16 protein-coding genes and 1 pseudogene are annotated in these 20,972 nt (G+C 67.5%); 9 read left to right on the plus strand and 8 right to left on the minus strand.

The features are described from left to right. Together D7V97_RS19560 and D7V97_RS19565 are read right to left on the minus strand one after the other, a co-directional pair. Positions 1 to 1,280: hypothetical protein (locus D7V97_RS19560; RefSeq protein WP_120612171.1), on the minus strand; the 1,280-nt coding region annotated here is incomplete at its 3' end. A 9-nt stretch (positions 1,281 to 1,289) separates the two neighbouring features. Further along, positions 1,290 to 1,514, minus strand: coding sequence for a hypothetical protein (locus D7V97_RS19565; RefSeq protein ID WP_233582985.1), 225 nt, complete (start codon positions 1,512 to 1,514; stop codon positions 1,290 to 1,292). Between the two features lie 59 nt (positions 1,515 to 1,573). Here D7V97_RS19565 and D7V97_RS19570 point away from each other — a divergent pair. Beyond that, positions 1,574 to 2,983: pseudogene (locus D7V97_RS19570) on the plus strand (IS3 family transposase). Here the strand turns inward: D7V97_RS19570 and D7V97_RS19575 are convergent. After that, the gene (locus D7V97_RS19575; protein ID WP_233582987.1) at positions 2,980 to 4,323 is read right to left on the minus strand and encodes an AAA family ATPase; all 1,344 of its coding nucleotides are present in this window, start codon (positions 4,321 to 4,323) and stop codon (positions 2,980 to 2,982) included. The pseudogene D7V97_RS19570 and the gene D7V97_RS19575 overlap by 4 nt on opposite strands. Further along, the gene (locus D7V97_RS46515) at positions 4,320 to 4,799 is read right to left on the minus strand and encodes a hypothetical protein (protein WP_255424818.1); all 480 of its coding nucleotides are present in this window, start codon (positions 4,797 to 4,799) and stop codon (positions 4,320 to 4,322) included. The genes D7V97_RS19575 and D7V97_RS46515 overlap by 4 nt, the downstream gene beginning before the upstream one ends. On the opposite strand from D7V97_RS46515, the gene D7V97_RS19585 reads away from it, so the two are divergent. From D7V97_RS19585 to D7V97_RS19600, 4 genes are all read left to right on the plus strand, one after another. Further along, the gene (locus D7V97_RS19585) at positions 4,681 to 5,754 is read left to right on the plus strand and encodes a PPC domain-containing protein (protein WP_158623406.1); all 1,074 of its coding nucleotides are present in this window, start codon (positions 4,681 to 4,683) and stop codon (positions 5,752 to 5,754) included. The two genes, D7V97_RS46515 and D7V97_RS19585, sit on opposite strands and share 119 nt — an antisense overlap. A 188-nt stretch (positions 5,755 to 5,942) precedes the next feature. After that, on the plus strand, positions 5,943 to 10,025 hold the full coding sequence (locus D7V97_RS19590) for a DUF3857 and transglutaminase domain-containing protein (RefSeq protein WP_120612174.1): 4,083 nt from the start codon (positions 5,943 to 5,945) through the stop codon (positions 10,023 to 10,025). A gap of 211 nt (positions 10,026 to 10,236) precedes the next feature. Next, positions 10,237 to 11,613, plus strand: a complete 1,377-nt coding sequence (locus D7V97_RS19595; RefSeq protein ID WP_233582989.1) for a serine hydrolase — start codon at positions 10,237 to 10,239, stop codon at positions 11,611 to 11,613. A 36-nt stretch (positions 11,614 to 11,649) separates the two neighbouring features. Further along, positions 11,650 to 12,888 carry a methyltransferase gene (locus D7V97_RS19600; RefSeq protein WP_120612176.1) on the plus strand — a complete coding sequence of 413 codons (1,239 nt, stop codon included), beginning with the start codon at positions 11,650 to 11,652 and terminating at the stop codon, positions 12,886 to 12,888. Here D7V97_RS19600 and D7V97_RS19605 read toward each other — a convergent pair. Then, entirely contained in the window at positions 12,850 to 13,347 is a 498-nt protein-coding gene (locus tag D7V97_RS19605; protein WP_120612177.1) for a hypothetical protein, read from the minus strand. The two genes, D7V97_RS19600 and D7V97_RS19605, sit on opposite strands and share 39 nt — an antisense overlap. Positions 13,348 to 13,357: 10 nt before the next feature. Beyond that, positions 13,358 to 14,251 (minus strand): DUF2381 family protein, encoded by an 894-nt coding sequence (locus D7V97_RS19610; protein WP_233582990.1) that lies wholly within the window; start codon positions 14,249 to 14,251, stop codon positions 13,358 to 13,360. A gap of 182 nt (positions 14,252 to 14,433) precedes the next feature. Here D7V97_RS19610 and D7V97_RS19615 point away from each other — a divergent pair, with 182 nt between their 5' ends. Further along, positions 14,434 to 15,369: a bestrophin family protein gene (locus tag D7V97_RS19615; protein WP_120612185.1), complete on the plus strand. Its 936-nt coding sequence runs from the start codon at positions 14,434 to 14,436 to the stop codon at positions 15,367 to 15,369. 52 nt (positions 15,370 to 15,421) lie between these two features. Further along, positions 15,422 to 16,003, plus strand: a complete 582-nt coding sequence (locus tag D7V97_RS19620; protein ID WP_120612179.1) for a hypothetical protein — start codon at positions 15,422 to 15,424, stop codon at positions 16,001 to 16,003. 67 nt (positions 16,004 to 16,070) lie between these two features. Here D7V97_RS19620 and D7V97_RS19625 read toward each other — a convergent pair whose 3' ends face one another. Next, a complete protein-coding gene (locus D7V97_RS19625) occupies positions 16,071 to 17,741 on the minus strand; it encodes a hypothetical protein (RefSeq protein ID WP_120612180.1) in 1,671 nt (556 codons plus the stop codon). Between the two features lie 169 nt (positions 17,742 to 17,910). On the opposite strand from D7V97_RS19625, the gene D7V97_RS19630 reads away from it, so the two are divergent. Beyond that, positions 17,911 to 18,822 carry a LysR family transcriptional regulator gene (locus D7V97_RS19630; protein ID WP_120612181.1) on the plus strand — a complete coding sequence of 304 codons (912 nt, stop codon included), beginning with the start codon at positions 17,911 to 17,913 and terminating at the stop codon, positions 18,820 to 18,822. A gap of 123 nt (positions 18,823 to 18,945) precedes the next feature. Beyond that, the gene (gene trxA / locus D7V97_RS19635; RefSeq protein WP_120612182.1) at positions 18,946 to 19,272 is read left to right on the plus strand and encodes a thioredoxin; all 327 of its coding nucleotides are present in this window, start codon (positions 18,946 to 18,948) and stop codon (positions 19,270 to 19,272) included. Between the two features lie 40 nt (positions 19,273 to 19,312). Here trxA and D7V97_RS19640 read toward each other — a convergent pair whose 3' ends face one another. Next, positions 19,313 to 20,929, minus strand: coding sequence for an LVIVD repeat-containing protein (locus D7V97_RS19640; protein WP_120612183.1), 1,617 nt, complete (start codon positions 20,927 to 20,929; stop codon positions 19,313 to 19,315). Positions 20,930 to 20,972 lie beyond the last annotated feature (43 nt).

Here is a 20,972-nt window from a genome sequence, read left to right on the forward strand (position 1 = left end):
GGGACGGGGACCTGACCAGCCTTCAGGAATAGGAGTTTCCGGGTCTGATAGAGCAACTCATAGAGCGAGTGGATGGAGTCGAATTGATCAAGACATTTCCTGACGAAACATATCAAGTAGATGCTTTGTTTGTCTGATTCGGTTTCATGCCCACTGGGATAATAGGTAATTTGCTGTGATACACCGTCGTAGCGATAGGTTCCATGGGCAATCGCATTACGAAGAGGAACGTCCAGCTGGGGCTTCACGAGGGAATCGAAAGCCTCGGCTCCGGTCAGGAACTGTTGGATCCGGATGCCTTTGGGCTTGTCCTCGAACTGGTCAAGTGTCTGGACGTCCTTCCGTTTCGGAAACATCTGATTCCAGGATCCCCGCACGCTGACGTTATTCCAGCCCACCAGAAGCGTCAGGAGGTCAGCAGCGAGTTCATAGCTGTCAACGAAAAACTGTTTCAAGTCCTCGAAGGAAGTCGTCGTGATTCCTCGCTGCACAAGAATGTCCGGATCGAGGGTTTTGTAGAACCTCAGGCCGAGCGCGGGTATCATGTAGTTGAAACGGTCGACGAATTGGCCAAACACCAACAGGATTCGCTCATCGAAGCGGTGGAGCACTCCTCGTTTATCTAGATTTTCGGCAAGCTCAGTGAGTTGTGAAATTTTCGCGGTCGTGGAGTTTTTCTGCTCACCGAAGATCAGGTCGCAAGTCGATTCGAACCGCTTGCTGTCCAATACGGACTGCAGGAAAAACAGGTTCAATCTCCTGATGGCCATGAGGCACTGCAGTTCGTTTTTCATCGGGAACTGCTCTACAGGAAGGAGCCCTGCCACCTCCTTGGCCAAGAGCGGGAGCTTCCTTCCAAGCCACAGTTCGTTGATACGCCGCAATCGTGGCCAGTCCTCGCGCACGAGATGGCTGAACCGGATTGTGCTGTGACGGAATGCCTCATACCCCTCATGCCCCAGCCCGGAGAGAGCGATCATGAATGGGCTCATGAAAATAGGAACTCCCCCCTTCTCAAGCTTCTTGAGCTTCTCGGTCAGAAATTCGGGGGAGGCCTCTATGTGAAAATCGCCCGTGTCTCCCGGGACCTGAGTTGCGTTCTGGTACTCGACCCTGAAGTCAATCTTATCTTGATTGATGAAGGCGGTGCCCGAAATGAGGATTCCGCATGAGCCACAAGGGACCCTGAGCGGGTGCTGTTCTAAATAGCCAATCTGGATGCGGATGATCGTAAGGGTTTCACAGACTTGGCATTGGACAATTTGTCGTGAGACGGCCATGGTGAATGCTCACCTCAAAAATAGTGCCCTGTTGGTGCGCGTCGGCACCTGTCCTAGCATAGCTAACACATCCGAAGGAGTCGCGAGTGATGCCGCGCCCATCGTAGCGTACTGGTCGCGCAAAACTTCATTAGCCTTGAGTAACCGGGGCATCAGCTCGCAGTCAAGGGAGGCCCAGCCCGTTCCCCACTCCTCCCAGATTTCGGATGCGTCGTGCGCTACCCTCTCTGCCAACGTGAATGAGACAGTTCGTACCCAGCAGTTTAGTGTGCAGGGCGACCCAGGCAGGGACGATGAATCCGGTGGTGAAAGAGGCTCGGGTTGGGGAGACCGAGGTGGTGGAGAAGGCGAAGCGTCGTCGCTTCACGGCGGAGGACAAGCGGCGCATCCTCGAGGAAGCGGACCGGTGCACGAAGCCCGGTGAAGTGGGCGCGCTGCTGCGCCGCGAGGGGCTGTACTCCTCGCTCTTGAGCGTGTGGCGACGCCAACGCGAGGCCGGAGGACTGGCGGCACGGGCACCCTCCAAGCGAGGCCCCCCGGCGAAGGTGGCCGAGCCCGGTGCCCGGAGAATCGCCGAGTTGGAGAAGGAATTGGCCCGCTCCCAGGCGCGGCTCAAACGCGCCGAGGCCCTGCTGGACCTCCAAAACGTATCGGAAACCCTGGGAGTGGAACTGCCCAAGCAAGACGAGGAGCCCTGATTGCCGCGGCACGAGAGGCCGTGGGCGCGCTGGGCATCGCGCCGGTGTGCCAGGTGATGGGCCTGCCACGAGCCACCTTCTACCGGAGGCTGCGGCCGAAGCAGGGGCCGGCCCGTGGACGCCGTCAGCCCCGGGCCTTGCCCCCTGAGCAGCGGGCCGAGGTGCTCACCGTGCTGCATGAGCCGAGATTCGTGGATGCGGCGCCCGCGGAAATCTACGCGCAGTTGCTCGATGAAGGACGCTACCTGTGCTCGGAGCGCACGCTGTACCGGGTGCTGGCCGAGAACCAGGAGGTGCACGAGCGCCGCAACCAGTTGCGCCACCCCAACCACCCGGTGCCCCAGGTGCACGCGACGACGCCGAATGAACTCTGGAGTTGGGATATCACCAAGCTGCACGGCCCGGCGAAGTGGACGTACTTCTACCTCTACGTCGTCATGGATGTCTTCAGCCGCTCCGTCGTCGGCTGGCTGGTGGCGCACCGCGAGTCGGCCGCGCTCGCCCAGAAGCTCCTGGCACAAACCTGCGAGCGACAGGGCGTGGTGCCCGGCCAGCTGACGATTCACGCCGACCGCGGCTCCTCCATGACGTCCAAGCCCGTGGCCCTGCTGATGGCGGACCTCGGCGTGACGAAGACGCACTCCCGGCCCCATGTCTCCAATGACAATCCCTTCAGTGAGGCCCACTTCAAGACGCGGAAAGTACCGGCCCGACTTCCCCCGCGTCTTCGGCTGCCTTGAGGACGCCCGCGGCTACTGCGGCGACTTCTTCCGCTGGTACAACGAGGAGCACCACCACGCGGGGCTGGGGCTGCTCACCCCTCACGACGTCCACCACGGCCTGGCGGAGGCGCGCCTCGCGGCCCGTGCTACCGTCCTCGCCGCCGCCTTCGCCGCGCACCCCGAGCGCTTCTCCCACGGCCCTCCGAAGCTCCAGGCCCTTCCGAACGCCGTCTGGATCAACAATCCCGCGCTCCTCCCCAACTCACAGGGGGCTGCGCACTAATCTCTCAGTTTCACTGTCTCATTCACGTTGACAGGTTCCGCTGAGCCCGGATGGGCAACCTGTGGACCCGGCGGATTCACTGCCTGGCAGTAGGCGCGCAGGGCGGGCACGGAGACCACTTCGCGCTCCGGGTAGCGCAACGCTGAGAGCTGCCCTCCGTAGACGCATCCGGTGTCCACGCACAGCGTGTTGTTCACCCATTCGGCCTTCAGGACGGGCGAGTGGCCGTACACCACCGCTGCGTGGCCACGATACTCGTCGGCCCAGTTGAACCGCACCGGAAGGCCGTACTCGTACGTCTCGCCAGAGGTCTCTCCGTACAGCGCGAAGGCCCGTACGCTGGCGGAGCCCCGGCCTTGCATGGCCTCTTTCATGCCCGCGTGCGCCACCACCAGTCGTCCGTCATCTAGCACGTAGTGAGGCACCAGCCCCTCGATGAACTTCGCCACCCGCTGGTGGAACTCCGGCGGTTCGCGCTCTAGTTGCTCCATCGTCTGGGTCATGCTGCGGGACACGGCGACCTTGCCACTGCGCAGCTTGCGCAAGAGCTTTACCTCGTGGTTGCCCGGCACACACAGCGCTGTGCCGGCCTCCACCATGCCCATCACCAGCCGCAGCACTCCTGGGATGTCGGGGCCCCGGTCCACTAAGTCGCCTAGGAAAACGGCCCGGCGTCCCTGGGGCGCGCTCACGTCGAAGCCCGGGGCGCCATCCACGCGCGGCCGCACCCCGTAGCCCAGCTTCGTGAGCAGGGCCTCCAGTTCCTCCCGGCAGCCGTGGACGTCGCCGATGATGTCGAACGGTCCGCGCTCGTGCTTGAGGTTACTCCAGAGTGGCTGGCGTTCCACCACCACAGTGTCGATGACGTCCGGCTTGAGGACGTGAATGTGTTGGAAACCCTCGCCCTTCAGGCCACGCAGCGAGCAGTGCAACTGGGAGACTTGATCGCGCACAAAGCGGAAGCTGGCAGCGCGCTCCGGCCGCTGCTGGTTGCGTTCGATGCAGGTGTGCTCCGGCACGTCCAGCACCAGCGCAACTGGCAGCACGTGGTACTCGCGCGCTAGTTCCACGAATGTCCTGCGCAACTCGGGCTCGACGTTGGTGGCGTCCACCACGGTGAGCAGGCCACGCGCTAGCCGCTTCGCCGCGACAAAACGCAACGCGTCGAAGGCGTCCTTCGTCGCCCCCTCGCTGTTGTCCTCATCGGACACGACGCCCCGGTACGTATCTGAGGAGAGGATCTCCGTGGGCTTGAAGTGACGGCGCGCGAAGGTCGTCTTCCCCGCCCCCCAGGGCCCGATGAGCACGACGAGCGACAGTTCCGGGATGTGGACGTTCATTGCTCGAAGACCCCCATCTGGTTTGGTGCTCCGACCGCCACATCCAAATCCCCAACGGGGATCAAGCGCACATGGTAGCCGAACCGGTTGCACATTGCGGTCGCCCACGCCTCGAACTCGGCGCGAGTCCACTCGAAGCGGTGGTCATGGTCGCGGAAGGTGCTGGCGGGCAGCGAGGCGAAGTGCACATTCGCGTCGCCGACCCAGCAGTGCTCGTCGTCGAGCAGCGGGATGAGGAGGTACAGGTGGGTGCCCAGGTCGAGCAGGCGCACGCGCCCCTCCAACGTCACGCTGAAGTAGCGACTGTAGCCCGATGTGATGACAAGTATAGCGGAAGAGACCGTTGAACAGGCCCCGGTGGCGCAGAAGGGCCCGCCGCCGGAGGTGCGGTTCCAGGCCCTGGCCGCCGACTGCACCAGCACCACCACGCTGAGCAACGGCGTGCCCGCGTCCGGCGTGGGCACGGCCGAGGGCACCTGGTCCTGCATCTACAAGCTCTCCGTGCCCACGGGTGCCACCCGCGTGGAGTTCGTCACCCATGGGGGCAGCGGCGACGGTGACCTGTACGTGCTCCGGGGAGCCACCCCCACGGAAGCGACGAAGGACTGCAAGTCGTCCGGCGCCTCCAATGACGAGAGCTGCGCCCTCGACGTGACGTCGCCCGGCATCTACTACGCCCGGATGTATGGCTATCGCGAGTTCTCCGGCGCGACCCTCACGGCCACCTACACCCTGACCACCGGCCAGCCGGGCTGCACCACCACCAGCCCGCTCACCACCAACTCGCCCACCTACGGCGTGAGCGCGCCTCCCGGGACCTTCTCCTGCGACTACACGCTCGAAATCCCGGCGGGGGCCACGAGCGTCAAGTTCAGCACCTCCGGCGCAGACGGCAGCACCGCGCACCTCTACGCGAAGCGCGGCAGCTCCCCCACCCTGGCGTCCTATGACTGCATCGGCGCGATGGGCGGCGTCGTCAACAACAACCAGTCGTGCACCGTCAACTCACCCGCGGCGGGCACCTGGCACGTGCGCGTGTACAACGCGGGTTCGTCCCAGACGCTCAACAACGCCTCCCTTCGCGGCGCGTATGTCACCGACGGCGGGAACCCCAACCCCGGCACCGGCATCCTGGTGAACAACGCCCCGGTGACTGGCCTGTCGGGCGCGAAGGACTCGTACCGCTACTGGACGATCACCGTGCCGGCCGGGAAGACCTCGCTGCTCGTGCAGACGATGTTCGGCACGGGCGACGCGGACCTGTACGTCCGCCAGGGCTCGAAGCCCGAGGATTACGTCTTCGACTGCCGCCCACTGACTGGAGGCAACACGGAGTCGTGCCTCATCAGCTACCCCACGGCGGGCGTCTACCACGTGATGATCAAGGGCTTCACGGACTACGCCGGTGTGACGCTGAAGGCGACCTACTGAAGGCGGCCTGCGCGCCCTGAGGTGTGAAGCAGTGCCCGGCCCCGGGGGAAGTCCTCCCCCGGGGCCGGGGCATTGACTATTCCGGAAGGCAATGAATTGCGCGCTTTAAAATCCGCGCGTCGTCATTTGTGAATCCAGGGATATGGAATGGCAAGCGCCGCGCCTGATAGGCTGCGGTCCATCCTCATATGCCCACCCTGCTCTTCGCCGCGGCGACGGATCCTGGTCTGTCCCCCAGCAATCTCATCTGGATCATCCTCATCCTCTTCGGCCTCTTCAAACACCGGGAGGCGCTTCAGGAAGCCTCCACGAACCGCAAGGCGATCTATTCGCTGGTGGCCGTGGAGATCGCCGCGCTGGTGATGTTCGTCTCACGCCTGCTCAAGTCCGTGATCGACGTTCCTTTCGCGGACGTCCTGGTGCCGCTGGTCGCGTTCGTCCTCCTGCTGCTGGGACTGTTCCTCGCCGTCACCAGCCTGATGGAGCTGCGCTCCGACAAGGAACGGCGTCTGAAGGGACGCACGCACGCAGGGTGGGCCGCCGCGCTCTCGGTCCTCCTCCTGGGCGGCATGGGCTTTGGCTTCTTCAGCGCCCTCTCACGCCAGAATGAAGTCCCGGCGGAGCTCCGGGCGGAGAAGCCCGATGAAGGCATCCGCGACGAGGAGTTCAACTTCGCCATCCAGCATCCAGGCAAGCCCTGGATGACGATGAACGCCCAACGGCTCAACCCGCTGGCAAGATTCGCCATGGCGCGGGGTGGCAAGACCCAGATGTTCTTCATCATCATTCCGGAGAAGTTTCCGGACGGGGAGCCCCCTGCCGGGGGGGAGAGCACCGAGCTGCTCGCGGACATCGTGACCGCCAACCTGGAGAGCGGCCTGGGCGCGGTCGAAAAACTGTCGCGCGAACCCCATGCCGTCGGTGAGCTCAAGGGCATCCGCCTGCGCTCCCGCGGCCATCATGGGCAGATGCCGCTGAGCTACGTGCACTGGGTCTACACGCACGAAGAGCACGCCTATCAGCTCATGGTGTGGGGAAGCACGAAGGACGAGAAGGACGTCTTCGAGGAGGCGGACCGCCTGTTCTCGCGTTTCTCCCTGGTGGATCCCCAGCGCAAGGCCGCCCCCTCCGCCGCGGCCGTGAGCCCCCTGACGGGACACTCCACGGAGTATGGATACTCCGTCGAATTGGACGGGCGGTTCTGGGAACGGCCCACCCACCTCGCGAAGGAGTTTCCCGAAGCGGACTTCGGCGCGACCGGTGACAACACCAGCATGGTCGTCGTCCCCCTCTGGCTCTTCGGTGAGGAGCCCTCTCCGGACGCCCTGGACTACGGCCTGCTGAGCGTCCTCGGCGCCGACCCCCGCGAAGCCACGGTCCGCAATGCCCGCGAGGTCACCACGGGCAAGCTCTCTGGCCGGGCCTTCACCTACGAGGACTCGAACGAAGACGGAGGGGTCGACGAGTACGAGCTGCGCGTGTTCCGGGACGGGGACATGGCGTACCTGCTCGCCGGATGGTGGGCCAAGAACCAGCCCGCACTCGGCACCCGGGTCCGCTCGGCGCTGGATGCCGTCAAGCTCAGCGCCCCCTCGACAGCGCCCCGCTCCGCGGCGCCAGGCAAGGCCTCCTCGACGACCCACGCGAGGGCCTTCAGCAAGATCGCGCTGTACTACAACGACCGGGAGGACTTCGCCGCGGCGCTCCCCTGGTTCAAGCGCGCCTTCGAACTGGAGCCCGGAAACCCGGTGCTGCTCATCAACGCCGCGGCCGGGTACGGCAACGCAGGGCAGTACGCGGAGGGGCTCGCGCTCATCAACGCCCACGCGAAACGGTTCCGGGGGGAGCTGCGGCTGGATTCCTGGCGGGCCTACCTGCTCGTGCGCAGCGGCCGTGAGACCGAGGGGTTTCAAGCCTACGCCTCGATTTTTCCATCCCGCTTCACCAACGAGACCCACCTGGGCCGGTATCTCTCGCTGCTCCAGGAGAAGGGCCGTGTCGCGCAGGCGCTCCAGGTCATCCAGCAATACCGGACGCGAGCCGACTCGACGAACGCCACGCTCATGCATGCGGGCATCCTGCGGCAGAAGGGCGTCCCCGCGCAGGCCGCCGCCATCCTGCGTCAGCGGCAGAAGCGCGAGGGCTACACCCTGGAGTTGTCCGAAGCCCTGGCGGACACGTGGTTGGAGGCCAAGAAGCCCAAGCTCGCCCTGGAAGTCGCCGAGGAGATGGTGAGCAAGTCAGCGCAGTCCCCCAAGAGCTACCAGGTCCGGGCCCGCGCGGAGTACGCACTCAAGCGCCATGCGGAGGCCAAGTCCTCCCTGGAGAAGGCGCTCGAACTGGAGCCCTCTTCCGCGGACACGCGCCAGTTTCTCGAGCATGTGTCCGGCATGCTGGGCCAGGGGGTGAACTCCGTGCTCAAGACGCCCATCGAGGAGGTCGCGCTGCCGCCGGACCTGCTTGTCCGGAAGGGCAAGCCCGCCGAGGCGTCGGGCCACAATGGCCAGTACCTCCTGCGGGCCACCGCCATCTCCTTCGTGAAGGGAAAGGAGTTGCGCACCACCGACCTGCGCCGGGTCCAGGTGCACAACACAGCGGGCGTGGAGCGCTACAACACCTTCGAGTTCGAACTCAACCCGCTGTCCGAGGAGATCTTCGTCAACCGGGTGGAAGTCCGGGATGAGAGGGATCGCGTGGTGGCCAGGGGCAAGGTGGAGGACTGCTACGTCTCCGACAAGGCCTCCGCGCAGCAGGGCACCCAGCGCCGCACCCTGGTGGTGCCCGTGCCAGGCCTGAAGCCCGGGCACACCGTGGACGTGGTGGTCACCCGGCGCGACCTCACGCCGCCGCGGTCCATGCACTTCCTCGAACATGACTTCTTCGCGAGCATTCCCACGTCACGCGCCGTGCTCTACGTCCGCGGCGACGTGGACGCGATGCAGTGGCGAGCCTCGCCCGGCATCAAGCCCGTCCAGGCGCCCGATGCCTGGACCTTTGTCGTCGAGCAGCCCGCCATCTACCGCGAGGAGGGCATGCAGCCCGACTACCAGGAGTACCTGCCCATGGCGTGGATTGCCCCCGTCGGCACGACGTGGGAGGCCGAGGGAACCGACTACCTGAAGTCCATTGCCGCGCAGCTCGCGCCAGCGTCCAGCGTGAAAGCACTGGCCGCCAGGGAGGGTGGGACGGCCAGGGATGAGGCGACGCGTGCCGCCGCGCTGGCCCGGTGGGTCCAGAAGAGCCTGACCTATCGAGGCATCCTCTTCGGCGCCCGGGCCCGCATTCCGCATGCGGTGGACGAAATCCTCAGCAACCGCACCGGCGATTGCAAGGACCACTCCCTCCTGCTGCACCAGTTGCTCGGCGCCGCCGGGATTGCCTCGCAACTGGCGCTCGTGCGGACGGGCGGCCCCATCGTCGCGGACGCGCCATCGTTGGACCAGTTCGACCACATGGTCGTCTACCTGCCGACGGTGGGCGGGGGCACCTTCGTGGATGTGACGGACAAATCCATCGCGCCCATGAGCAGCGGGGAGGTGGGGTTGGGCGGCCGGGAAGCGTTGGTGCTGGAGGGCGCGAAGTCCCGGCTCGTGCGCATTCCCGTGTCCTCCCTGAGCCACGTCCGCGCCGAACGCCACGTCCGCCTCCAGGGGACGACGCTGCGCGTGAAGGAGCAGGTGACGCTGACGGGAGGCCATGCCTCCGCCGTGCGCTACTACCTCTCCAGCCAGGAGCCCTCCGAGCGCGCGGAGCTGATGGCCACCCTGATGGGAGGCTCCCGGGCAGGCGTGAGCGTCACCACCCTGGAGGTCCCCGACCTGGATGAGCCCGAGCGCCCGCTGACCTTGAAAATCGAATACGTCGTGCGGGGCCGCTTCGCCTCCGCGGGCGGCGGTATCGTGGGTCAACTGCCCTCGCCCTGGGAGCACAACTTCCTCAGCCTCCGGGAGACGGAGCGACGCGACTCTCCATTTGAAATGAGGACGCCGCTCGTCATCGAGAGCGTGACCCATTTCGAGGTGCCCGCGGGTCAGGACGTCACGGCGCAAGACCTGGAGGAGCGCTCCGGCACCACGGACCATGCGGAGTGGAAACTGTCGTCCCGACTGGCCGAGGGCGTGCTCACGCGAGACTTCCGCATCAGACGGGCGCGGGGACGCTACGAAGCCTCCAAGTACACGGCGTACAAGGACGCCGTGCAGGCCGCGATCGATGCCTTGGAGCAACGCGTATCGCTGCGTGGGCCCGCGTCCGCGGCCGTCCACGAATAGTCCGACGTGCGGGTGGCACGTGCCTCAGGGCCTGCCACACCTGCACCTGGAAGGGCGTGCCTGCACCAGCACCGACAGGGCCCCCCGTCCGGTGACGTCGCGGTGCGCGGCCGGGCGCATGCATCGTTTGCGCGGCCGGGGACTCCTGGAAGAAGCCCTCTTCCGGGCGCAGGGAGCCCCTATGCGCAACCCGTCGAAATCCATCGCAGTCGTGGCTGTCCTTCTCGTGGGCCTGCTCCTGGGGGGTCCCGCCGCCGCGCATGATTCGCTGCGCGAGCGGATTGAAGCCTTCGTGCGCGCGGAGCAGAAACGGCAGGGCGTGCCCGGTCTCGCCGTGGGTGTCGTGAGTCACGGGCGGGTCGTGCTGTCGAAAGGGTATGGGTTCGCGAACCTGGAGCACCAGGTCCCCGTGGAGACGGACACCCTCTTCCAATCCGGCTCCGTGGGGAAGATGTTCACCGCGATGGCGGTGATGCTCCAGGTGGAGGCCGGCAGGGTGGCGCTGTCCGACAGCATCACGAAGTACTTCCCTGACGCGCCCGCGACGTGGCGGCCCATCACGGTGCGTCACCTGCTGACGCACACCTCCGGCGTCGGCGACATCTACGACGTGCTCGACCTCCGGAAGGACTACACCGACGCGGACTATTTGCAGATCGCCTATGGGCGCCCCCTCCAGTTCCCCGCCGGCCTGCGCTGGTACTACAGCAACACCGGCTACGTCCTGCTGGGCATCCTGGTGAACCAGGTCGCGGGCACCTCCTACGTCAACGTCCTGGGGTCGCAGGTCTTCCGGCCCGCGCACATGACGTCCGCGCGAGGCATCAGTGAAGAGGACGTCATCCCGAACCGCGCGGCCGGCTACAGCGTGGTCAACGGCGTGGTGAAGAACCAGGAGTGGGTTTCGCCGTCGTTGAATCGCAACGCGGACGGTTCGCTCTACTTCTCCTTGAAGGACGTGCTGGCCTGGGACGCCGCCGTGGACCAGCGGGCCATCCTGGGCCGGGGGAGCTGGCAGCAGATCCTCACCCCCGTGAAGCTCAACAGCGGGGCCTCCTATCCGTATGGCTTTGGCTGGATGCTCCAGGAGCGCGCGGGCCAGCCGCTGCATCAGCACACCGGTGGCTGGCAGGGCTTCGTCTGCGTCTACTCCCGTTTCCTCGGGGACGAATTGTCCATCGTGGTGTTGCTCAATTCCAACACCGCGAACCCCACGACGTTCGCGGACGGGATCGCGGCCATCGTGAACCCCGCGCTCGCGGTGCCGCCCCTGGCGCCCGTTCCCGACCGGGAGCCGGCGATGACGGCGCGGTTCACGGCGATGCTCGAACAGCTCCGGAACGGGACGCTGGATCCGACGGATTTCGCGTACCTCCCGAGCTGGTTCTTCCCGGAGGCCGTGCCGTACTACCAGGACCTGGTGCAGGACCTGGGGCCGGCGGGGCCGCTCGTCCTGGCGAAGCGCGAGGTGCTGGGCGATGACCGCGTCTACACGTACCTGGTGAAGTTCGGGACGGCGACCTGGCGCTACAAGGTGAGCATCATCCCGGATGGCCGCGTGACCCAGTTCAGTCTGGCTGAGAACTGAAACCCACCGGAGCGGCGGCGCATAGGATGCGCCGCCATGGACTTCCAGGCGCGACTCGCGGCGCTCACGCACCAACTCCAGCCCTGGTCCCCGCTCTGGTCCCGCTCCATCCTCCAGGGCTGGCCCGGGTCCGGCGCCGCCTGGCCCGAGGACTGGCGGGCCTATGCCCGGTCGCTCGATGAAGCAGGCGAGCGGCAGCTGGACCAGGGGGTGCTCGTGGGCGTCCCGCCTCCGTCCCTGGGCGCGCTCCTGGGCGCGCTGCAGGAGCTGACGGCGCTGCCCTGGCACGAGGGCGTTCACGCGCTGACGGTCGCGGAGACGCAGGGACTCAGCGCCAAGAAGACCCACGAGCTTGAGCGGGTGCTCGCCCTGCTCGCGCCCAGAACGCGCTTCATCCACCAGGCGGTCGATATCGGCGGCGGCATGGGACATCTGGCCCGCCTCTGTGCGCGGACGTTCGGGTGGACCTTCCACAGCATCGACCGGGACGCCGCGCTGCAGGACAAGGGCCGGCGGTGGCTGACGAAAACCCACCCCCCGGGCGGGGACACCCTGTGTTTCATCCAGGCCTCCGTCGAGGACGGGCCTCAACCGCGGATCGATCCGCTCTTCTCCGGCCGGGACCGGGCGTCCATCGGTCTGCACACCTGCGGGCCGCTCGCCCTCACGCAGCTCCGCAAGAGCGAGGGGGCGGGCTTCGTCCTGAACATCGGCTGCTGCTACGACAAGCTGGAGGCCCCGCGGGATTACCCCGTCTCCCGCTTCGGGGGCGCGCATCCGCTGCCCTTCACCCCGCATGCCCTGGCGCTGACGACGCGGGGACGGCAGCACAAGACCGAGGAGGAGTTTGCGCGGATGAAGCGCGTGTACGCGTGGCGCTTCGCGTTTGATCTCCTGTCGAGGCAGCGCTTTCCCGAGCGAGGCTTCGTGAGGGCCGGGGATGCGTCCCGGACGCTCTATGCCGGACGCTTCGCCGTCTACGCGCGCGACCGCCTGGAGCGCCTGGGCCTTGATGCCGTCATGACGGACGCAGAGCTGGATGCCTTCGAGGTGTCCGTTCGCGCCGAGACGCGGGAACTCTTGCTCTGCCATCTGCTGAGGGACCGCTTCGCGAGGGCGTTGGAGGTCGTGCTGCTGCTGGATCGCGCGCTCCTCCTGGAGGAGCTGGGCTTCCAGGTCGAGCTCCTCCAGCTCTTCGATCCGCGCCTGTCCCCGCGCAACCTCGCGCTCATCGCGTCATCGGAACTCATCCACGATGTAGACACCGGCACGTGATGAATCGAGGACGGCGGTTCCCGGCTTGGATTCTGGCAGCTTGCGCAGCTGTCCGAACCCGAGCCGCGCCACCGCGCAGATGGGCACGGTGTCCCCACCCCGCATGCGCTTGGCCGCGTAGTAGCGGATGACCGGCTGCGCCCCGCCAGTCCAGACGCGCCCATAGAGCCGGGCCGGTGCCTCCAGGGTCCCGATGTCCTCGTCCAGCACGCTTTCAATGGGACCGTCGTAGAGCGTGATGGTGCGAGCACGGCTCTGGTTCGCATCCAACTGGACCCAGGCAGCCTCCCCCACGAAGAGCTGCAGATACCTCATGACCTCCAGCGACTTCTCCGGGCACTTCTCTGACAGGGGCGTGCCGTCGGCGCGGAGTCGGACCTCGCCAGGTGTCGTGGCACAGCCCAACGACAATCCCAGCAGTCCTACACACCCCAGGAACGCGCATTCACGGGAGTTCATCCGGTCGCTCTTACTTTCCGATCAGGTCCGGATCCAGTTGAACCATCGCCTGCCGAAGCCCGTCCTGCCGGTACACCTCCAGGAACAGGGACGTCAGCGTGCCTTCGTCCAGGAACGCGCTTGCATCCACGACCAGCGCCAGCACGCCGGATGTTCCTGGCTCGATGACCGCCGACGATGACCGCAGCGCCACGGCGCGTTCCCTCGCGTCCGAGAGTCCCACCAGACGCACGGACTTCACGCTCCAGGGGTGGGTGGCATCGAGGTTCTTCACCTTGAAGACGACCGCGGCCTTGCCGCTTCCCCGGAAGAGCGATCCATCCAACGCCGCGCCTTCGTCCTTCCCGGAGAAGTGGTCCGCGAGCACGAAGGGCGTCTGGGCCACGGCGCCTGCCGCAAGGAGTGCCGCCAGCGCATGGTCCTCGGAACCTTCTTCCTTGCGGAGCCGCTCGTTGTCGGCGCGCAAGGTCTTGTTCTCCATTTCCGCGTCGCGAAGCGCGGCCCCCAGGGCTTCGCAGCTCACGCGATCTTCGAAGACATCGAGTTGCTGGTCCGCACTCCGTCCGCCCCGGTGCCCAGCGGGGCGAAGGAGGAAAGGCACTTCACGTCCGTCGGACAGGGTCACCATCAGGGAAAATCCCTCCTCCGAATCCAGGTCCTGACGAGGCTCCAGGATGACCTTCCGACCGACGATGCCCACGGGCTCGAACCGGCCTTCCCCTCCCACCAGACGCGTCCGTGCCGCATCCACCGCTTGCTCGAAGCGAAGGGTCGTCACCACCTGCCCTTTCACGTAGACACGTTGAGGCGCGGCATCAGGATGGTCCGACAGGAAGAGCGTCCGGATGCCGAGCGGCTCACGGCCCTCCGCCAGCGCGGCTCCAGCGAGCAACGCGCTGAGCAACAACCACTTCCCAGGTAGGGACTTCCGCATAGGACCTGGACCATAGCAACCACCCGTCACCAGTCCAGATGGGACGCCCTTCAGCCGCCCGTGCAACCCGCTGAACCCGGCGCGTGGCTCGCTGCTACGGGGCGTACGACGCGCTTGCGGCCCGCGGGGATTTGGAGCACGAGGTTCCGCTCGTGATCGTCCGTCCCCGTCCTGGCTTCTTCCGTCTGCTCTTCGTCGTGCGCGGCACCATCCTGCCGCGCGTCCTGCCTCACGTGCTGGGCATCGCGGCGCTCGCCTGCCTCGTCGTCCTGACGCTCAAGCAGGGATACCTGCGGCTCCCGGTCACCTCGCCCGCGCCCCTGTCCCTGCTGGGCATCGCGCTCTCCATCTTCCTCGGGTTCCGGAACAACGCCTGCTACGACCGGTGGTGGGAGGCGCGCAAGCAGTGGGGCGCCCTCATCATCGAGCTGCGCGCGTTCACCCACGCGGCCATCGCGCTGCTGGACGACGGGCACGCCGACCTGCCCGTCGCGGGTCGGCAGGCGGCGCGGAGGCTCGTGCACCGCAGCATCGCCTTCGCGCATGCGCTCGCCGCGCACCTGCGGGGACACGACGCCGCGGAGGACATCTCCCGCTTCGTCCCGGAGTCCGAACGCGCGCGCGTGCTGACCAGCGGCAATCGTCCGAACGCCCTCCTGCGTGAGCATCAGGTCGAGCTGGCCAGACTGCTCCGGGAGGGCCGGCTCACCGACATCACGTGGGGCGCATTGAACGAGCGGGTGCACGCCATGATGAGCGTGTTCACCGCCTGCGAGCGGATCCGCCTCACCCCGCTGCCCTTCGCCTACACGGTGCTCCTGCACCGCACCGCGTACCTCTTCTGCCTGCTGCTGCCCTTCGGGCTCGCCGAGGCGATGGGTTGGTTCGCGCCCGTGCTCTCGGCGATGATTGCCTACACCTTCTTCGGCCTGGACCTCTTGAGCGACGAGTTGGAGGAGCCCTTCGGGGAAGCACCCAACGACCTGCCGCTGCTCGCCATGGTCCGCACGGCGGAGATCAACCTGCTGGAGGCCCTGGGAGAGCCCCAGCCCGAGCCCCTGCGTCCCCGGGACTTCATCCTCCCGTAGGTGCCACACTGTGCTTCCCCGCGCACAGCGGCCTTGTTGACGGAGATTCCGCATGAGCACGCCCCCCGACGATTCCGCCGAGTACTTCGTCATCGGGCGCGCGAACCCGCGCGGCATGCTGCTGTACTCGCTGCCTGATCCGAATGACGACGAGGGCTGGGCGCTCGGCCGGCGCTTCATGGCCGCACCGGGCGAGCCCATCGAAGTGGAGATCTTGACCGGCTACGAGGCCGCTGCGCCCCTGCATTGGTTCGGCACCCCGCCCATCGTCAGCAACGCGCTCTTCGACGTCCTCAAGGCAGCCGGCGTCTCGAACATCGACGCATATGACGTGGTGCTCGTCAGCGAAGACGGCCGGACGCGGTTGGGCGGCTACAAGGCCCTCAACATCATCGGGAGGCTCCCGGCGGCCGATCCACGCGGCACGCGCTACGCCCCCGAGAACGCGTCGCGCCACATTGACGCTTCAATTGACTCGCTGAAGATCGACCCGACGCGCACGGGCGGAGCCCTGATGTTCCGCCTCGCGGAGTCCTCCGGCGCCGTGCTGGTCCACAAGCGGGTCAAGGAGGCGATCGAAGCCGCTCGCCTCCCGTGGATCTCCTTCAGCCTGCCCTCTCAACTCGTGAGTTGAGGTCGGGCACCGCGCTGCCTCCACGCCCAGGGCCGTGGGGTGGAGGCAGCGCGATGACACGAGGGACTCAGCCGATGATCCCAAAGCACGTGCACGGCGTGGTCCCGTCGCACGCATCCCCCGCGGCCGTCCCACACTGGAGGTTCGTGCAGCACGGGTTGGTGGGCGAGCACGCCTGGCCTGCCGCGGAGCACGTCGACCCCGACTCGCAGGTGCCACTGACACTGCCACCCGGGATGCGGCAGCCGAGCCCGGCGCAGCAGTCCGCCGGCGACGTGCAGGTCTGTCCCTGGGGCTGGCAGACGCTGGGCGCCGCGCACGTGCCGCTGTTGCAGATGCCGGAGCAGCAGGCCGCACCGGAGCCGCAGGCCTTGCCGTTCGCGGCGCAGGTGCCCGCGTCCGTCGTACCGCCCGTGCCCGCATCCGGGGTGACCGTGCCGCCATCCGGGTACGTGAGCGCGGGCCGGCAGGCATAGGTGAGCTCGGAGACGCTCACGCACGCGGTGCCGGTGCAGCACTGCGAGTTCTGCGGATTGCACTCGGCGCCCACCGGATCACACGTCACCGTCTGGCAGGTGAGACCGCCATTGGCACCGGGCAGGCAGCGCGCGCCGCCACAGCACTGGTCGGAGAACTGGCACTCCTGCGCCTGCGCGATGCAGCACGGCGCCTCGCCGGTGTAGCCCGTGGGGCAGCCGGCCGGGCAGTTGTTGTTGGGGCACCCGCCGAAGCAGCGCGGCACGCCGGAGGAGTCCACCTTGCACACGGCCTTCTGACCGTCGCAGCAGGCCTCGCGGGCGTTCACGTCGATGATGCCGCCGTCGGGCAGCTGGCCGCTGCCGCAGATGTTGCCCACCGGGTTGCAGCCATTCGGCTTGTCACAGCGGCTCGCGCGGCAGTCCACCGCGTTGGACAGCTTCTCACCGCCGCAGCACGCGCCGTCGTTGGTGCAGTAGTCCCCCGTGGGGCGGCAGCCGCCCACCGGCTGGCACACCGTCGTCCCGAAGCCCAGGTCCACGCACGTGCGCGAGCAGCAGTTGCTGGAGCCCGTGCACGGGTTGCCGTCCTGCAGGCAGTTGCCCGCGCCGCCACCGCTGACCGTCACGCAGCGCCCCGGCGTGCCGGTGTTCTCCTGCGAGCACACACCCCCGCAGCAATCCGCCCCCTTCATGCAGAGGTCGTTGTTGGCCTGGCACGAATACGCCTGCTTGCAGACGCCCCCCTGGCAGTTGTTGGAGCAGCAGTCCCCCGCGCCGGTGCACGCCTGCCCCGGCACCTTGCAGGTGCTGGTGCTGGTGCCGGGCGGCAGCGCCGCGCACTTGCCGTCCGTGCCGCACACCTTGGTGCAGCACGCCTCCGCGCTGGCGCAGGCGGTGCCCACGTCCAGGCACTGCAGCGAGGAGCACTTCCCGTCCAGGCAGCTGTTCGTGCAGCACTCGATGCCGCTCGTGCAGGCGTTGCCCGCGGCGGTGCACTGGGAGCTCGGGGCCGGACAGACACCCGAGTCCGTACAGAGGCCCGTACAGCACTGGGCGCCGGAGTCCTTGCTGCACGTCACGCCCTCGGCGATGCAGAGCGAGCCCGGCCCCGCGTCGGGGGGAAGGGACGGCCCCGCGTCCTTCGTCCCGGCATCCACGGTGGCCGGGGGATTCGGCGGGTTGCCGGCCTCACCCGTACATCCCACGACACCGAGCGCCACACCCAGGGCCCCCAGCAACAGCCAGCGGTTCGCCTTCATCCGGAACTCCCCTTCTCGGGCCGGCGCTTCCCGCCACACCCTCCGGCGGGGCACCGGCCTCCATGCGCCGTGACTTGGCACGCGAGCCTGGAAGACCCCGGCTCCCGGCGTCCGGCCACGCGGAATCGGTCTCCTCGCGCCCACCCTCCCCTCCGCATAGGCTTTCCCCGTGGCTTCGAGTCCCCCGCTGCTGGATGACATGCTCCTCTTCGCCGAGGTGGTGACGACGGGCGGCATCACGTCCGCGGCGGAGCGCCTGGGCCTGCGCAAGTCCACGGTGAGCCGGCGGCTGTCCGCCCTGGAGGAGCGACTGGGGATCCGGCTGCTCGAGCGCAACACGCGGCGGCTGCGGCTCACCGAGGCGGGCCGCGAGTACCACGCCCACTGCGCGCGGCTCGTCGCCGAGGCCCGCGAGGTGAATGCCACGCTGAGCGAGTCGCGCGGCACGCCCCAGGGGACGCTGCGCATCGCGACCCTGTCCCTGCTCGGCGAGCTGCTCACGCCCGTCATCGCGGAGCTCCTCCTGCGCCAACCCCGACTGCGCGTGGAGGTGTCGCTCGCACAGACGCACGTGGATCTCGTCGCGGAGGAGTACGACCTGGCGCTGCGCACCGGGCCGCTCGCGGACTCGTCGCTGGTGGCACGCAGGCTCGGGCGGGTGCGCACGGGCTGCTATGCGAGCCCCGCCTACCTCAGCCGCCACGGCACGCCCCAGTCACCCGAGGAGCTGCAAGCCCACGAGTGCGTCCTCCTGGCCGAGCCCGGCTCCGACGAGGTGTGGTTCTTCGGCGAGGGCAAGGCCGCGCGCACGGTGCCGGTATCAGGTCGCCTGCGCGTGCCGAGCGTTCGCGCGGGGCAGGCGGCGGCGCGCGCGGGCCTGGGCATCGTGCGACTGCCGGCCTCGCTCGTGGCGGATGACGTGCGCGCGGGACTGCTCGTCCCGGTGCTCGCGTCGGACACGCCCCCGGGCCTGCCCCTCTTCGCCGTCTATCCGAGCAGCCGGCAGCTCCCCCTCAAGGTGCGAGCCTTCCTGGACCTGCTGTCCGAGCGCGGCGAGGCGCTCCCGTGGGAGGAGGGTTAGGGGCTCCTGGCGGAACAATGCGTTTCACGCGGGGCCCTCGTCCCGGCTCCTGCCCGCGATTACATCCTTCCGGTGAACCAGGCACGGTCCGGTGTGACGGGCGGCCTTCACGGAGGATGGAACATGGCGGGGAACGTCATTGAATTGGGAGACGCGGAGTTCCAGCGCGAGGTGCTGGACGCGTCGGAGCCGGTGCTGGTGGATTTCACGGCCACGTGGTGCCCGCCGTGCCGGGTCATCGCGCCGGTCATTGAATCCCTCGCATCCGAGTACAAGGGCCGGATGAAGATGGCCAAGCTCAACGTCGACGACCATCCGGTGACGCCGGAGCAGTACGGCATCCGGGCGATGCCCACGCTGCTGTTCTTCAAGGGCGGCAAGGTGGTGAAACAGATTGTCGGCGCGGTGCCGAAGGCGAAGCTCGACGAGGCCGTGCGCCAGGTGCTCTGAAGACGAGGCGGGAGCACGACGGGGCCGCCGCTGCCCGCGGTCACAGCTCGTTGAAGACGAGCAGTCCCCGCGACGAGTCCACGACGTACACGTGGCCGTCGCCGGGGACGCGGACGCCGAAGACGCCCTCGAAGAGGCTGTCGCCCCGGGACGGGTCGCTCTCCCGGAAGGTGTTGTAATGCGCCACCTGCGTGGGCCGCGTGGGATTGGACACGTCCAGCACCCGCAGGCCCTCGTGGTACCAGGCCACGTAGAGGCGGGTGCCGCGCAGGATGAGGTTGTGGATGGACGTGACGGGCCGCATCCGGAACTCGCCCAGCTTCACGATGCGCGCCGGGTCGGTGACGTCGAGCACGCGCAGGTGGGAGCTGTGGAACTCTCCCCCTTCGAAGGCGAGGGTGCGTCCGGCGAAGGTCCCCACCGCGCTGTGGTGCGCGAAGCCGAAGTCCGGGCGCGGGTACAGGCCCAGGTACCGCACGTCCTCCAGGTCGGTGACATCCATCACGCCGTAGCCGCCAAAGGCGTTGCTGATGTACAGCCGGTTCTCATACACGAACGCGTCATGCGGCCCCCCGGAGTCGAAGTCCCCGGGGATGGTGATGACGGTGCGCAGTACGGGCGCAAGCGGCTGGGACACGTCGTAGACGTAGGTGCCGGTGTTGGGGACCATGGCGTAGAGCCGCCCGCCGTCGACGAGCACCGTGTGGGCGCCAAAGGTCCCCGTCGGCAGGCTTCGCACGAAGGCAGGCTGCGCGGGGTTGGAGAGGTCGTAGACGAGCACGCCCTGGCTGCTGCTGGCCACGTAGAGGGCATTTTCCCAGGCCCAGACACCGTTCCAGAGTCTTTCCCCGGGCAGGCTGATGGACGCCGTGAGGATGGGATTCTTCGGGTCGCGCACGTCGAAGACGGTGAGCCCGCCTTCTCGGCCCTCGTACGGCATTGAGACGACGTAGGCGTGGCCCAGGGTGACATAGACATCCACGGCGTGCCCCTGCGCGACGTGACGCTCCGAGAGCAGCGTCAGCCCTCCGGAGGACTCGGGCTCGCCCGCCTGGTGGGCGACGCGGTGGGCCTCGAAGGTGCCGTGCTGCGACAGCGTCCCCCGGCGACAGGAGGCGAAGCAGCCGGTGATGACGTCAGGCGCGGGCGTCTGGCAGCCCACCAGGGCCATGGTGAGGCTGGTGCGCGTGTTCGTCCCGATGAGGGAGAAGCGCCCGTCCTGCGTGTCGCGGAAGCGGAGCGGCTCGTCGAACAGCGTGCTCGTGCCACCGTCGTCGCGGAGCTGGAAGCCGACGGGGCCACTGGAGACCCGGACGCCGCCGTCCTCCAGGCGTCGCTCGGACCGGGTGTTGGCCAGATAGATGCCCTCCTGGGGGAGCATGGCGAGGGCGGCCGGGTCGCACTTCGAGACATCGAAGCGGGGCAGCTCCTCGCAGGCGGTGGCGGACGCGTCCCGCGAGTCGAAGCCACATGGCGCGAAGGGGCCCCGGTCCACCCAGTCTCCGTGCTCCTCGAGCTCCGTGTACGTGCCGTCCCAGACATAGGGGCCGGCGTCCGGGGTCCCCGCGTCGAAGGAGGGGCGCGGGGGCGTGTCCTCGCAGCCGGGGAGGAGCTGGAGCACCAGGATGGCCAACAGCGTCCGGAGAGGGATTGTCATGGGGACCTCGCAAGAGAAGCGCCCCGCCCCAACGTTCCCACCC

The sequence above is a fragment of the Corallococcus sp. CA053C genome (genome assembly GCF_003611675.1).
Classification (GTDB): domain Bacteria; phylum Myxococcota; class Myxococcia; order Myxococcales; family Myxococcaceae; genus Corallococcus.

Coding starts and splice junctions, on each gene's coding strand:
- D7V97_RS19575 (WP_233582987.1), bottom strand. CDS start 4,323: ATGAACGTCCACATCCCGGAACTGTCGCTCGTCGTGCTCATCGGGCCC.
- D7V97_RS19590 (WP_120612174.1), top strand. CDS start 5,943: ATGCCCACCCTGCTCTTCGCCGCGGCGACGGATCCTGGTCTGTCCCCC.
- D7V97_RS19600 (WP_120612176.1), top strand. CDS start 11,650: ATGGACTTCCAGGCGCGACTCGCGGCGCTCACGCACCAACTCCAGCCC.
- D7V97_RS19605 (WP_120612177.1), bottom strand. CDS start 13,347: ATGAACTCCCGTGAATGCGCGTTCCTGGGGTGTGTAGGACTGCTGGGA.
- D7V97_RS19620 (WP_120612179.1), top strand. CDS start 15,422: ATGAGCACGCCCCCCGACGATTCCGCCGAGTACTTCGTCATCGGGCGC.
- D7V97_RS19625 (WP_120612180.1), bottom strand. CDS start 17,741: ATGAAGGCGAACCGCTGGCTGTTGCTGGGGGCCCTGGGTGTGGCGCTC.
- trxA (WP_120612182.1), top strand. CDS start 18,946: ATGGCGGGGAACGTCATTGAATTGGGAGACGCGGAGTTCCAGCGCGAG.
- D7V97_RS19640 (WP_120612183.1), bottom strand. CDS start 20,929: ATGACAATCCCTCTCCGGACGCTGTTGGCCATCCTGGTGCTCCAGCTC.